The following is a 13440-nucleotide window of genomic DNA, read 5'->3' on the forward strand; positions in this document are numbered from 1 at the left end:
CATGGAAAAAAATATCGCTGGCGGGTCATTGTTTGAGATTGAAATTGAGGAGTCCTTTCTGTTCCTGCAGGCGCGAAATGAATCTGCCGAAAAGGCAATTTTCAAACGGGACATAGACCGCCGTTTCGTTCAATTCCACTTTTGTATTAAAGGCACAGGACAGTTCCATTTTAATGACAATCGCTATTCTCTGGAAGTCCCTCAGGATCAGTCATTACTACTGTATAACCCCCAGGCGGACCTGCCGTTACAATTGGAGCTCATGCCCAACAGTGAGGTCCTGAGCCTGCTGATGACCATTCGGAAATTTCACGGCTTGTTTACCAGTGAGGCAGGGTACATCCCCTTTTTGAGTGAGGAATACAGGGACAAAAAATACTATCAGCAGGAACCCATTAATCCCTCTATTTCCCTGGTCTTAAGCCAGCTGTCTAACCAGCATATGCATCCTTCGGTAAGTAAGTTATACTGCAAAGCCAAGGCGTATGAACTGCTTTCCCTCTTTTTTAACCGCAATGCGGACAACCTGCCCGCCCAATGCCCCTTTTTGGTGGATGAGGAAAACCTCAGCAAAATCAGGAAGGCCAAGGATATCATTATTGAACACATGGCCGAGCCTCCAGGGCTTGGTGAACTGGCCCGTCAGGTAGGATTGAGCCTTAAAAAACTCAAGGAGGGGTTCAAACAGGTTTACGGGGATTCCGTTTTCAGCTTTTTGTTCGATTACAAAATGGAGTTTGCGCGGAAGTTGCTTGAAAGCGGAAAGTATAATGTAAATGAGGTAGGCCTTAAAATAGGATATAGTACCGCCAGCCATTTTATTGCTGCCTTTAAAAAGAAATACCATACCACTCCCAAAAAATACCTGATGTCCCTGGCACAACAGGGGGCCTAGTACCACTGAAATATAAAACCCATAACTTTCTATAAAATGGTAAAGCTGCTCACTTCCCATCGCCTGATGTTTATCCCGGCCCTGTTTATTTTTCTGGTTTGTTGTAAATCCAGCGCACAGGAACCTCCGATCCAAAATGATATCCGAATGCTGGTGTTCACTAAAACTAACGGCTACAGGCATCAGTCTATAGAGCAGGGTGTGAGAGCACTGGGAAAATTAGCTGAAGCAGAGGGGATTTTTATGGAGCATACCGAAGATTCATTGCAATTTAATCCTGAAAAACTGGCACAGTTCCAACTCGTGGTCTTTCTGAGTACCACACAGGATGTGTTGGGAACTGAACAGGAGCAGGCCTTTGAAGGATTTATCCGAAACGGAGGGAGTTTTATGGGGATACACGCCGCTACGGATACGGAGTACAACTGGCCCTGGTATGGGGAATTGGTAGGCGCCTATTTCAAATCCCACCCCAGTCAGCAGCAGGCAAAGCTGCAGGTAGTAAAGAAGGATCACCCATCTACCAGACACCTTGAGGACACCTGGGAGCATTTTGATGAGTGGTATAATTTTAAAGAGATACAACCCGGAATTCAGGTGCTTCTGAACCTGGATGAAGGCAGCTACGAGGGTGGCGAAAACGGTACCGAACACCCTATAGCCTGGTTCAGAGAATTCGACGGGGGAAGGATGTTCTACACCGGCCTGGGGCATACCAGCGAAGCCTTCGACAATCCCTTATTCCTGGAACATCTCAAAGGCGGGATCCTTTACTGTCTCGGTGTAAATTAAACGGGTTTTTGCGTTCTGTCATAAATTGGGAAGCGGCCGGGCCACTATAATCCCAATATTGTTTCGGATGCCCTTCAGGTAGTCTGAGAGCGGCTGTTCGCTGATCATAACGGCTCCTTTGGTAGAGGCGTGTAAAAGGTGTATCCGGCCATCATCCATCCGAATCGCTATTCCCGTATGGGTAACATCCAGGCCTTTGATATCCGTAGCCAGTGCAATGATATCCCCCTGCTGTATTTTTTTTTCTGCAGTTGCCACCTCCTTTGCCGGCAGCACACAAATTGGGGCTGCTGAAACTTCGGCTTCGAGCATTCGGATCTGCCTGAAATTCTCCTCAGAGGCCAGGTAAGGATAGAGATCCCTGTGCGTCCCCATAAAATTTATGGGTTTGTAAAGTGTTACCCCGCCTATGGCTTCGGTAACGTCCATCACCAATCCCTTGCGCTCGTTCTCCCGGATCCAGTCTGTAAAGTAATGCAGGCGGGAAGGGTATCCCTTAATTTTGCCGTTGCGGTAACGAACATTTTGAAGTTCCTTTAAATAGTAACTCCAGCGCTTTTCGCCTTTTTGCAGCATACGGCCCAAAACCAAAACGTTCTCAACGTAGGTAGTACAATCCATTCCCCTGAGGTTCACCACCAAATGCTCCTTTTTTCCCACTTCCAGGGTTTTTTCCTTATAGGGTGTCCCAATCAGCGCTTTTCCCACCCGGATCATTGTAGCATCCAGGGTTTCAGGCTTATCCGTAGTCAGACTTTCCTGCAGGCTTTGAAAAATAGCCTGATCCAATGGGGTCACTGTTACTTTCTGTGCAAACCCAGGTTTGGCCGCTAAAAAGAAAGCGGCAAAAATTATCAGTACTTTGTAGAAACGGGCTCTCAATTCGTTTTCGGTTTGTCCGGTTGTCCCGCGACGGATTCATCCTTCAGCAGGATACGGGTATGCGCCAGGCTTTCGGGGTATTCCCGCTGCAGAAAGCTGATCAGTTTTTCCCTGACATCAACCCGGAGCTCCCAGGCCGTACCGGCATCCGCGGCGCTCACCAGGGCACGGATCTCCACGTGGCCCGGTTTGGAGTCAGTTACCTGAATGTTCGCTACCTCCCCATCCCAAAGGGGGTTGTCTTTCAAGATTCGCTTTAGTTCTTTCCGAAGTGCCTCAAAGGAAACCCTGTAATCGGTATACAGAAATACCGCCCCTAGTATATCGGAAGAGGTTTTGGTCCAGTTTTGAAAAGGGGATTCTATAAAATAGGTGGTGGGAAGTACCAGTCGCCTTTTGTCCCAGATGCGAACCACCACAAAAGTCAGGGTAATCTCCTCAATTTTGCCCCATTCCCCTTCAACGATTACAACATCGTCCATACGGATCGGCTGGGTGAGGGCTATTTGCACGCCTGCCAGGATAGTGGCTATAAGCTTCTGGGCGGAAAAACCAATGATGATCCCGGCTACCCCTGCCGAAGCAAAAACGCTGACCCCGATCTCCCGAATTTCCTCAAAACTCATAAGGGCCAGGCCCATGGCCAAAACCACTACAATAAAAATGATAATCCGCTCAAGAATAGTAAATTGAGTATATACTTTCCGGGCCTTTAAATTGTTAGTTTCCTCTATATCATACCGTTCAATTATGAGCCTTTTAACAAGCCTTAATACTCTGATAATTAGCCATGTAAAAGCAAATATAAAGAGGAGGGTGCTGCTTTTTCTAAAAAAGTAAGCATAGTCTTCAAGGCCCAGTATGGTGCGAAGGGACTGCAGGCGAATCAGCAATGAGGTCATTATGAGGAAGAGCGGCCATGCTACCTTTTTGACCGTTCCGGAGGGTAAGAGGTATTTAGGGTTCTTACCGTAATGTCTTAGCAACCGGGCCGCTATCAAATAAAGCACCACCAATGCGAGAAGGGTAAAAATCAAAACGAACAGCGATTGCTGTGATTGATCCTGAAAAATTCCTTTAAGCATATCTGAATTATAAGCTCTGAATCTATGAAAATTCGGGGGTTTAAACCAGAACGGGCAGGTTAAATTAGTTTTAATTATACCTCTATCGACAATTGGGAGGTGCCTATGCCCAATCTTCCGGGATGAAGCCTTATTTTTGTATCACTTTCAAACAACCCTGCCCAAAAACAACTCAACCCTTATGAAAGGTGTTTTACTGGTAAACCTAGGTTCCCCGGACAGTCCAACCGCCAGGGATGTGAAACCGTATCTGGACGAATTCCTGATGGATGAGCGCGTTATTGATGCGCCCAAATGGTTGCGAACCCTCCTGGTCAGGGGGATCATTCTGCAAACCCGTCCTAAAAAATCTGCCAAGGCATATAAGAAAATCTGGTGGGAGGAAGGCTCTCCCCTCATTATAATTTCTGAACGCTTTAAAGAGAAAGTGAAAAAAGAGGTATCTATTCCGGTTGCACTTGGGATGCGCTACGGAAGCGGCAGCATTGAGCAGGGCTTACAGGAATTGCAGGATAAGGGCGTATCTCAAGTGCTTCTGGTACCCCTCTACCCGCATTACGCCATGAGTTCCTATGAGACCGTTGTGGTGAAAGCCATGGAGGTACAGGCCTCCAAATTTCCCGAAATAAATCTCACTACCCTGCCTGCATTCTACAGCAACCCGGATTATATAAAAGTCCTTTCAGACTCTATAGCTGAGGGCCTGCAAGGCTTCGATTATGACCATGTACTGTTTTCCTACCACGGAATTCCGGAGCGGCATATCCGAAAGTCTGACCCTACCCGCTATCATTGTAAAATTGACGGGCAGTGTTGTAAAACGAATTCGGTAGCCCATCATACCTGTTATCGCCATCAGTGCTATGATACCACCGAGAAAGTTAAAAAAGCGCTGAACCTGGAAGAAGATAAAGTAAGCACTTCCTTCCAAAGCCGTCTCGCCGGAGACCCATGGCTTAAACCGTATACAGATTACGAATTTGAACGCCTTGCGAAGGAAGGGAAAACCCGGCTGGCGGTAATTACCCCGGCTTTTGTAAGTGATTGCCTGGAAACCCTGGAGGAAATTGCCATGGAAGGAGAAGAAGAATTCATGGAAGCCGGTGGGACTGCGTACAAGCATATTTCCTGCCTCAACGACCGGGACGACTGGGTGGGCCTGATGGCAAAATGGATTGACCAATGGAGCCAAAAGGAGTCCCTGCCGGAATTAACAGTGCGATAAGTATCACATAAGGTGACCTTAATCTTAAATTAAACAGGATGAAATACAGATTGATCATACTACTGCTTTGCGGCCTGCAGGCCATTGGAATGGCACAGGACCGTATTACCGGTGCGCTGCATGCGACCCGTTCGGATGTGCTTGCCCAAAATGGAATGGTAGCGACAAGCCATCCGCTGGCCACGCAAATTGGCCTGGAAGTTTTGAAAAACGGTGGAAACGCAATTGATGCGGCCATAGCGGCCAATGCTACCTTAGGACTGATGGAACCAACTGGCTGCGGAATCGGTGGCGACTTATTCGCCATCGTATGGGATGCCAAAACACAAAAACTGTACGGCCTGAACGCCTCCGGTCGCTCCCCTGAAGCCCTTACCCTGGAATACTTCAGGAAAGAGGGAATGACTGAAATTCCTTCGCATGGCCCACTGCCTGTAAGTGTTCCGGGAGCGGTAGACGGATGGTTTTCCCTGCATGATAAATTCGGGAGCAAACCCATGTCGGAACTACTGGCACCGGCCATTGACTACGCTGAAAAGGGGTTTCCACTAACCCAGCTGATCGCATGGTACATGCAGCGATCTATTCCGTTCTACCAATCCAAGGGCTTTCCCAATGTCGAGGAAACCTATATTGCCCAGAATGGGGGGGAGCTTAAAGATGCAGGGGAAATCTACAGGAACCCTTTTCTGGCAAATACCTACAGAGCCATAGCCAAAGGAGGGCGGGATGCTTTCTACAAAGGGAAAATTGCCAAAACCATTGCAGACTTTATTCAGTCTCAGGGAGGGTTCCTCTCCACGGAAGACCTGGCAAAGCACCGTTCGGAATGGGTCACCCCCGTATCGGTAAACTACAGGGGTTACGACGTATGGGAGTTGCCTCCCAACGGACAGGGGATTGCTGCCCTGCAGATGTTGCAAATCCTGGAAGGATATGATTTCTCGAAAATTGAATTTGGCAGCGCGGAACACCTGCATCTTTTTACAGAAGCCAAAAAGCTGGCCTTTGAAGACCGGGCAAAATATTACGCAGATATGGACTTTGCCAATGTTCCGGTTGAGAAGCTTCTGTCAGACAGTTATGCGGATACACGCCGCGAGCTGATCTCCGATACAGCCGGGGAATACTCGGCGGGAGAAATCAGTGCCGGGGAAACCATTTATATGACAACTGCCGACAGCGAAGGGAATATGGTCTCCCTAATCCAAAGTAATTACCGGGGAATGGGATCGGGAATGGTGCCCCCCGGACTTGGTTTTATGTTACAGGACCGCGGAGAACTATTCAGTCTTACCGAAGGACAGGCCAATACCTATGAGCCCGGGAAAAGACCTTTCCATACCATAATCCCGGCGTTTATTACCAAAGACGGCAAGCCCTGGGTCAGTTTTGGGGTCATGGGCGGGGATTTCCAGCCACAGGGGCATTCCCAAATTGTGATGAACCTTATAGACTTTGGCATGGGCCTGCAGGAAGCCGGAGATGCACCCAGATGGGACCATACCGGCGGGTCAGCCCCAACAGGAGAGCGGGGCGGCAGGGGTGCCGTACGGATCGAGTCCGATATTTCTTATGAAACCATCAGGGGGCTCATGGATCGGGGCCACCAGGTGCGCTTTGCCAGAGGGGTTTATGGAGGTTACCAGGCAATTATGTGGGACGCCGAAAACCGGGTGTACCGCGGTGCTTCGGAAAGCCGTAAGGACGGACAGGCGGCAGGTTATTAAGAAAACCACACTTCAGGTTCTTCCTATTACAGCTGCAATACTAAGGAATGAATATAATCTAATTTTGGTCAGTCAGGAGCTGCGAAGCCTATGGCAAAAGTCTCTTCAGAACAACTAGGAACCGAGCCCATTGGCAAGCTACTGATTCGCCAGGCTGTACCAGCATCCATCGGGATTCTGGTAATGAGCCTGAATATTCTGGTAGATACCATTTTCGTAGGTAACTGGATCGGTTCCATTGCCATTGCGGCCATTAATGTGGTATTACCCGTCTCCTTTTTTATAGCAGCCCTTGGGATGGCCATCGGGATTGGGGGGAGCAGTATTATTTCGCGTGCCCTGGGTGCAGAAAATAAAGAGAAAGCCCTAAGGACTTTTGGCAACCAAATAACCCTGACCCTGTTGGTAACCATTTCTATGGTAGGGCTTGGGCTTTATTTCGTAGATACCCTTATCCCGGCCTTCGGGGGGAAAGGCGCCATTTTTGACCCGGCTAAAATCTACTACATCATCGTTTTATACGGAGTGCCCTTCCTGGCCTTGTGCATGATGGGGAATACGGTCATCAGGGCCGAAGGCAAACCCAAATTCGCGATGATTGCCATGATCATCCCCTCTGTAGGCAACCTGGTTTTGGACTATGTGTTTATCTACGTTTTTGACTGGGGTATGGAAGGGGCGGCATGGGCCACTACGGCCGGCTACCTGCTTTGTTTTGGATATATCCTGTACTTTTTCCTTTCCAAAAACTCGGAGCTCAAAATCCAATTCCATCACTTTGGGCTGCAGCTGCCGATACTCAAAGAAATCGGAAGCCTCGGGTTTGTTACGCTTTCGAGACAGGCAGTTACCTCCATCACCTACCTGCTGATGAATAATATTTTATTTGACCTGGGGGGAGAACCCATGGTAGCGGTATATGCGATTATCGGCCGAATGCTCATGTTCGCCCTCTTTCCTGTCTTTGGTGTTACCCAGGGGTTTTTGCCCATTGCCGGGTTTAACTATGGCGCCCACAAATACGCCAGGGTAAAAGAGAGTATTTACACCGCCATAAAATACGCCGCCCTGGTTGCCAGCCTGGTGTTTATAGTCCTGATGGTCTTCCCGGCGGAGATTGCAGGGCTTTTCCTCTCAGACCGCCCGGATATGTCCGTTACCGAACTGCAAACCAACGCCTTTGTATTACAGCATACCCCTGCTGCCATGCGCTGGGTGTTTGCTGCTACTCCAATAATCGCCTTGCAGCTTATTGGCGCTGCCTATTTCCAGGCCATCGGGAAAGCGGTTCCTGCCTTATTGCTCACTCTCACCCGACAGGGCTTTTTCTTCATTCCTTTGATCCTGATACTGCCCCGATTTCTTGGGGAACTGGGCGTCTGGATCAGTTTTATGATCGCCGATGTACTGTCTACCGCCGTGACGGGGTTTTTTCTGAAAAGGGAAATCGACCGGGATTTGGTGGAAGTTGCATAGAATGGGAATGCACTTCTGCAGAAAGGAGGTTAAACTGTAGAAAAATTGAAAGTTAACTGCTCTTAATTAACCCGCGTAAGGATTACTTCCCCTAACGGGGATTCATCCGGCTCAAGGACAATAACCAATTCAATTATCCCTTCCTTAATTTTATGGGAATAGGTTTCAAATCCGATATAAGCTACGATCAATTCAGTGGCATTTTGCGCTTGCTCAGGGGGGATTTCCAGTTCAAAAAAACCTTCAAAGTCTGCCTGCATCCCTAATCGGGTTCCTTTTAAGACAACGGAGGCTCCGGGTAAAGGCATTTCCCCATCTGTTATGATTCCGGATACAATAATGGAAGATGTTACCACTAAGGGTTTACCAACTTTTATATAAAGGGGTTTGGCTGAAAGACCATCCTGCCGGGTTTCAATCTCCTGGTTGGGAATTATGGTCTCCTTACTGCAGGAGGCCGAAAGCAGGACCGAGAAACCCAGGGCAGCTGCTTTTTGCTTCCAGCTGTTTCTGGATAAAACAGGGAGGGGCCTGTCCAATTGATCCCTTCTGAAACGGCCGCATAATACTTCACCTTTAGCAAGCCTTCGGCTGAGCTCCAATTGCGAAACCTGTGTAAAGTCGATCACCTCTTTGCTGCATTTTTTACAATATGCTCCCTTTTCCGTGGGGCTCATTTCCTGCCATTTTTCGGTGCAGGGTTCCGGGATACTGATTTGATATTGTCTCATGGTTTGTGTTTTATCCTAAACTTAGCGTACCCAACAGGTGCTAAAAAGTATGAATGAGGGAAGGCGGCCTTTTAGTGAGGTAAGTGTTTAACTTTGTATATCCCATTGCAACGATAGAAAATAGCGAAGCCTAATTGAATTGGAATTTTTATTACATGAAGAAGTACCTCAGCCTAAGTAATATTGTGTTTGCAGTATTTCTGGCCTTACTAATCATCCCGCAGACCAGAAAGCCCATACAGGTAGGCCTCAATAAGGTAAGGATGCTGCTGCTTTCGCCATCCAAACTTGACCCTGGAGAGCAAATTCAGGTTATTCCTTTTGCATACAAATTGTATGACCTGAATGCCAATGCGCTGGAGGTGGGCATTGGAAAGGGAAAGGTTGCCTTTTTAAGTTATTGGGCAACCTGGTGCCCGCCTTGCCTTGCAGAATTACCCAGTATTCAGGTATTATATAGTCGCTATGGAGACCGTATTGAGTTTGTATTGATAACCAATGAAGACCCGGAAGTTGTAAGTCGTTTTCTGGATAAGAAAAATTACGATCTGCCTGTTTACCTACCCCGAATGAATCCGCCTGAAGTGCTTTCTGAGAGGAGTATCCCAACCAATTACATTATAGATGCCAAGGGGAAAATTTTGGTAAAAGAACAGGGTGCTGTGGATTGGAATAGTGAAAAGGTCCGGGAAATCCTGGAGAAGAATATCCCCAGGTAGGGCCTGCCAGATATAGCCTTAAAATACTTAATCCCTTGCTACCCGCTCCTTTTCCAATTCACTCAACTCTTTGTCCTGTATCTTCCGGGCCTTGGATAAGGCGGAAGCCATTAGCCCGGCAGGAACGGTTACGATCCCGATTCCCACTAAAAGCACAAAAAAGGTAAAAATCCTTCCACCCATCGTTATGGGATAGACGTCTCCGTAACCTACTGTTGTTAGCGTAACTATTGCCCACCAAATTGAATGGAAGATGGAGGAAAAGACCTCGGGCTGGGCCTCATTTTCAAAAAAGTAAATCCCGGCAGCCGCTAAAAAAATAGTGATAAGGGTGATCATCAGAAAGAGTACCATTTCTTCCTTGATCAGGCCTGCCGCTATATGCATTCGTTGCAGGGCCTTATTATAACGCACCAGCTTAAAGGCCCTGAAGAGCCTGAATACCCGAAAGGCCCTGAGGGAACGCAGGTCAATTACCAGATTCAGGTAAAAGGGCAAAACTGCCAGCAAGTCAATGATCCCATAAAAGCTTGTGATATAGCGTAAGGGTTTGGGAGCCGTGAAGATTCGCAGTAAGTATTCCAGGCTGAATACCGCAACGCAGAAATATTCAAAAGCATTAAGCCCCCAGACCAGCTGTTCCGGTAAATCCGGTATGGTTTCAATAGCGAAGGCAGCCAGTGATAAGAAAATCAAGACTTGGATAATGGTGTCGAATACCCGACCGTACCTGGAGGCCGGATCCTGTACCAGTGTTTTCAGGGAAATACGCATAGCCTGAATTCTTTTTTGTTATGCGATTTACATAATTTTCGCTTAAGGTGCAAGGAGTATTGTTAATCAGAATTCCCGATAATTCCCTTCCAGATAGGCATTTGCCTCGGTCTCTGCGAAACGCGCTTTCCCGGCATCCCAGTGCAGGGTTTTTCCCGGAAAACGCCCGGCGATTACCCCTAGTAAGATGGTCTCGGTCAGACGGGCAGCATATTCAAAAGGAGCTGAACACTCTGCCCTGCCCAAACAGGCGTCCACAAATTGGTGATAGTGTTTGGGCCCTTCTGTTTCATAATTGCGTATGGGCATGCCCAGGTTATGCTTTTCAGACAAGGCTTTGATTTCTTTACTGATATCCACGTACTTCCCCCGAACGATCTTTTTGGGAAGTTGCATAAAGTGTGGGAGTAATAATCTCCCCTTAGACCCGATAAACATGGCTCCCTGTTCGGGCAACTCATTTTCTGCAGCAACTTTGGCATCCAGCGAAATTTTATCTTTCAGGTCTTTCTTGTCCTGTTTTGCTTCCATGCGCTTTTTGGCTCCAGGCAACATCAGGTCTTCATGCATCTCGGGGGCACCCGGGCCATCATACCAGACCCATTTGAGGGTTTTATCCGTATAGGGTGTGCCCGGAAATTCATAGGTAACCTTATTCTGCTCCGGATACCCAAACCCGTTTGGCGGCCTGCAATCATTGCGGACCGTTTGCGGTACGTCCAGGGCCAGGGCATTGTAAGGTGTATCGAAAATATGTACCCCCATATCACCCAGGGTTCCACATCCGTAGTCGATAAGTTTTCGCCAGTTTCCCGGATGGTAATACCCTTTTTTATAAGGTCGTTCCGGGGCTGTACCCTGCCACAGGTTCCAGTCCAGCTCTGCAGGAACCGGGTCTGATCCCTCGGGCTGCGACCCGTCGTATCCCCAGTTTTTTGGAGACCAGGCCCTGACAGTATGTACTTTTCCTATAATTCCGGATTGAATAAGCAAGGTAGCCAATTTGTAATCGTAAAAGGAATGTACCTGTATCCCCATCTGGGTTACCAGGTTTTTCTCTGCTGCGAGCTTTTTCATGGCACGAGCTTCGCTCACGTGATGGGTAAGGGGCTTTTGGCAATATACCGGTTTCCCCATGTCCATCGCCAGAAGCGAGGCCGGGGCATGTGTATGATCCGGAGTTGAAACGATCACAGCATCTATTTCGTCACCCATTTCCCTGAGCATGGCCCGGTAATCAAAATAAACCCGGGCTCCCGGATGCAATTTATGGGCTGCTGATAAGTATTTTCCGTCCACATCGCAAAGCGCAACCACCTTAACCGCCTCATGGGAGGAAATAGCTTTCAGGTCTTCGAATCCCATATTGCCAACCCCTATGTGTGCGGTGCGCAGTTGCCTCTGAAAATGCCTTGCATTAATTACAGACGGCAGGAGGGCCACCCCTAAGGCCCCAAGGCCACTTTTCTTAAGAAATTCCCTTTTCTTCATATACTTACTATTTACGAACCAGATTGATTATTTTTTCAACAGGCAAAGCCCCTGCTTTCCTGCCCTTATATCCTGTCATCTCCTCAGCCATAAACAAGGCGTTCCAGATGGCTTCTTCTGTAGCCTCAACAGCGGCAAGAAATAAAGGAGACATATGGTCATTATGAACTGATTTAATCTCCGCTGATACTCCAGCCGACATATACGGAATTCGATTTTCAACAGCTGTAGAAACTGCAATAACATAATCCCCGCTACCGTTGGAGGCAATCCCGCCTGTGCGGGCAAGGCCCAGCATAGCCCGTTTGGCCAGGCGTTTCAGGTTACGGGCATCCAGGGGAGCGTCGGTAAGAACCACCATCATACAGGAACCATCCGTGTCCTCCTTAAAGGAAGAGGGTACCTTGTCCAGTAGTTTGGCCAGGTTCTGCCCATTCAGGGTAAGTATTCCGCCAAAATTTGCCTGTACCAAAACGCCCACCGTATATCCTCCTGCTTTTTCCGGGATTACTCTCGAAGCGGTTCCTATCCCGCCCTTATATCCGAATGCCATGGTACCGGTTCCGGCCCCTACATTCCCCTCGGACACAGGGCCGCTGCCTGCCTTTACAATAGCCTCTAAAATATGCTCTTCGGTTATATGACGCCCGCGGATATCATTGAGCCTTCCATCATTGGTCTCCCCCACTACAGCATTAACCGAAAAAACCTGTTCATTCCCGGGCTGTTCCAATGTATAAGTGATCAGGGCATTCATGGCCACAGGCACGCTCAGGGTGTTGGTAAGCACTATTGGGGTTTCCAGATTCCCGAGTTCGTCAACCTGGCTGTATCCGGCCAGTTTGCCAAATCCGTTTCCAATGTAAATAGCCGCAGGGACTTTTTGCTGAAAAACATTGCCGCCATGAGGGACAATTGCGGTTACCCCTGTCCGAACAGAGTCCCCCGAAATCAATGTGGAATGGCCAACCCGCACCCCGGGAACATCTGTAATTGCATTCAGAGGGCCGGTGGACAAAACCCCTAATTCTATGCCATAATCGCGTATTCGTTTTTGCTGGCTTTGCATTTGAGAAAAAGGTCCGATTGTCATTACCAATAAAAGAAAGAAATATACGGGTTTATGCATAATGGTAACAAGGTACTGAAATTGGCCAAATCCTCTAAAGAACAATTAAAAGATTGAAATGGGATTGCAGGGTATTGGTTTAATTTGAAAACAGGGGGTGGGGGCGGGCCCCCATAAACCTATTTAAATTTTAAATATGCTACTGCGATCTGCCTCCCCAACTTCCCTTAAATAAACGAATCAGGAATAAAAACAGAGTTAGGATCCACCCCAGTGGATAGGGTAAAATAAACAACCCCCACCAATACGGGTTTCCGGAATCGCCCCCAAAACCACCCATAGATGAAAGGATCCATAAACTCAAAAACCCGAAAAGGATTAATACGGCTGCGACTCTGAAATACGGATGTTGGGGATCATTGAAAAGATACGTGGTAATAGCTAAAATTATACTACTTGCAGCAATCAGGATGCTTCCTTCCATGGGGTCCAAAGTCCCCAGGAGGAATAATACTATGGCTGAGATAAAGGCAATCCGCAACCATTTTTCAGGGATATCTCTGAGCTTCAT

13 protein-coding genes are annotated in these 13440 nt (G+C 47.9%); 6 read left to right on the forward strand and 7 right to left on the reverse strand.

The features are described 5' to 3' along the window. The first annotated feature begins 1 nt into the window (after nt 1). Both ACT6NV_RS05565 and ACT6NV_RS05570 read left to right on the forward strand, forming a co-directional pair. A complete protein-coding gene (locus ACT6NV_RS05565; RefSeq protein WP_445386267.1) occupies nt 2-895 on the forward strand; it encodes a helix-turn-helix transcriptional regulator in 894 nt (297 codons plus the stop codon). A 36-nt stretch (nt 896-931) separates the two neighbouring features. Then, the gene (locus tag ACT6NV_RS05570; RefSeq protein WP_445386268.1) at nt 932-1687 is read left to right on the forward strand and encodes a ThuA domain-containing protein; all 756 of its coding nucleotides are present in this window, start codon (nt 932-934) and stop codon (nt 1685-1687) included. 18 nt (nt 1688-1705) lie between these two features. Here the strand turns inward: ACT6NV_RS05570 and ACT6NV_RS05575 are convergent, their stop codons facing one another. Beyond that, nucleotides 1706-2569, reverse strand: a complete 864-nt coding sequence (locus tag ACT6NV_RS05575; protein ID WP_445386269.1) for an N-acetylmuramoyl-L-alanine amidase-like domain-containing protein — start codon at nt 2567-2569, stop codon at nt 1706-1708. Next, the gene (locus tag ACT6NV_RS05580) at nt 2566-3654 is read right to left on the reverse strand and encodes a mechanosensitive ion channel family protein (RefSeq protein WP_445386270.1); all 1089 of its coding nucleotides are present in this window, start codon (nt 3652-3654) and stop codon (nt 2566-2568) included. The genes ACT6NV_RS05575 and ACT6NV_RS05580 overlap by 4 nt, the downstream gene beginning before the upstream one ends. A 181-nt stretch (nt 3655-3835) precedes the next feature. On the opposite strand from ACT6NV_RS05580, the gene hemH reads away from it, so the two are divergent. The 3 genes from hemH (at nt 3836) to ACT6NV_RS05595 (ending at nt 8085) form a co-directional block, all read left to right on the forward strand. Then, nucleotides 3836-4879 carry a ferrochelatase gene (gene hemH / locus ACT6NV_RS05585; RefSeq protein WP_445386271.1) on the forward strand — a complete coding sequence of 348 codons (1044 nt, stop codon included), beginning with the start codon at nt 3836-3838 and terminating at the stop codon, nt 4877-4879. Between the two features lie 38 nt (nt 4880-4917). Then, nucleotides 4918-6609 (forward strand): gamma-glutamyltransferase, encoded by a 1692-nt coding sequence (gene ggt, locus ACT6NV_RS05590; RefSeq protein ID WP_445386272.1) that lies wholly within the window; start codon nt 4918-4920, stop codon nt 6607-6609. Between the two features lie 90 nt (nt 6610-6699). Further along, nucleotides 6700-8085: an MATE family efflux transporter gene (locus tag ACT6NV_RS05595; RefSeq protein WP_445386273.1), complete on the forward strand. Its 1386-nt coding sequence runs from the start codon at nt 6700-6702 to the stop codon at nt 8083-8085. A gap of 62 nt (nt 8086-8147) precedes the next feature. Here ACT6NV_RS05595 and ACT6NV_RS05600 read toward each other — a convergent pair whose 3' ends face one another. Continuing rightward, nucleotides 8148-8816, reverse strand: coding sequence for a carboxypeptidase-like regulatory domain-containing protein (locus ACT6NV_RS05600; RefSeq protein WP_445386274.1), 669 nt, complete (start codon nt 8814-8816; stop codon nt 8148-8150). Nucleotides 8817-8971: 155 nt separating this feature from the next. Between ACT6NV_RS05600 and ACT6NV_RS05605 the strand changes: the two genes are divergently transcribed. Beyond that, nucleotides 8972-9535, forward strand: a complete 564-nt coding sequence (locus ACT6NV_RS05605) for a TlpA family protein disulfide reductase (RefSeq protein WP_445386275.1) — start codon at nt 8972-8974, stop codon at nt 9533-9535. A 27-nt stretch (nt 9536-9562) separates the two neighbouring features. Here ACT6NV_RS05605 and ACT6NV_RS05610 read toward each other — a convergent pair whose 3' ends face one another. The 4 genes from ACT6NV_RS05610 to ACT6NV_RS05625 all read right to left on the reverse strand — a co-directional run bounded on the left by ACT6NV_RS05610 (nt 9563) and on the right by ACT6NV_RS05625 (nt 13440). Beyond that, nucleotides 9563-10309, reverse strand: a complete 747-nt coding sequence (locus tag ACT6NV_RS05610; protein WP_445386276.1) for an ion transporter — start codon at nt 10307-10309, stop codon at nt 9563-9565. Nucleotides 10310-10375: 66 nt separating this feature from the next. Then, entirely contained in the window at nt 10376-11800 is a 1425-nt protein-coding gene (locus tag ACT6NV_RS05615) for a Gfo/Idh/MocA family protein (protein WP_445386277.1), read from the reverse strand. A gap of 7 nt (nt 11801-11807) precedes the next feature. Further along, a complete protein-coding gene (locus ACT6NV_RS05620; protein WP_445386278.1) occupies nt 11808-12929 on the reverse strand; it encodes a DmpA family aminopeptidase in 1122 nt (373 codons plus the stop codon). 139 nt (nt 12930-13068) lie between these two features. Then, a complete protein-coding gene (locus tag ACT6NV_RS05625) occupies nt 13069-13440 on the reverse strand; it encodes a hypothetical protein (protein ID WP_445386279.1) in 372 nt (123 codons plus the stop codon).

This window comes from Robiginitalea insularis, from assembly GCF_052497835.1.

What these genes read in the sequence shown, in the direction of transcription:
- ACT6NV_RS05610 (WP_445386276.1), bottom strand. Translation starts at nt 10,309, where the DNA reads ATGCGTATTTCCCTGAAAACACTGGTACAGGATCCGGCCTCCAGGTAC.
- hemH (WP_445386271.1), top strand. Translation starts at nt 3,836, where the DNA reads ATGAAAGGTGTTTTACTGGTAAACCTAGGTTCCCCGGACAGTCCAACC.
- ACT6NV_RS05625 (WP_445386279.1), bottom strand. Translation starts at nt 13,440, where the DNA reads ATGAAGCTCAGAGATATCCCTGAAAAATGGTTGCGGATTGCCTTTATC.
- ACT6NV_RS05570 (WP_445386268.1), top strand. Translation starts at nt 932, where the DNA reads ATGGTAAAGCTGCTCACTTCCCATCGCCTGATGTTTATCCCGGCCCTG.
- ACT6NV_RS05600 (WP_445386274.1), bottom strand. Translation starts at nt 8,816, where the DNA reads ATGAGACAATATCAAATCAGTATCCCGGAACCCTGCACCGAAAAATGG.
- ACT6NV_RS05595 (WP_445386273.1), top strand. Translation starts at nt 6,700, where the DNA reads ATGGCAAAAGTCTCTTCAGAACAACTAGGAACCGAGCCCATTGGCAAG.
- ACT6NV_RS05605 (WP_445386275.1), top strand. Translation starts at nt 8,972, where the DNA reads ATGAAGAAGTACCTCAGCCTAAGTAATATTGTGTTTGCAGTATTTCTG.
- ACT6NV_RS05580 (WP_445386270.1), bottom strand. Translation starts at nt 3,654, where the DNA reads ATGCTTAAAGGAATTTTTCAGGATCAATCACAGCAATCGCTGTTCGTT.
- ACT6NV_RS05615 (WP_445386277.1), bottom strand. Translation starts at nt 11,800, where the DNA reads ATGAAGAAAAGGGAATTTCTTAAGAAAAGTGGCCTTGGGGCCTTAGGG.
- ggt (WP_445386272.1), top strand. Translation starts at nt 4,918, where the DNA reads ATGAAATACAGATTGATCATACTACTGCTTTGCGGCCTGCAGGCCATT.
- ACT6NV_RS05620 (WP_445386278.1), bottom strand. Translation starts at nt 12,929, where the DNA reads ATGCATAAACCCGTATATTTCTTTCTTTTATTGGTAATGACAATCGGA.
- ACT6NV_RS05565 (WP_445386267.1), top strand. Translation starts at nt 2, where the DNA reads ATGGAAAAAAATATCGCTGGCGGGTCATTGTTTGAGATTGAAATTGAG.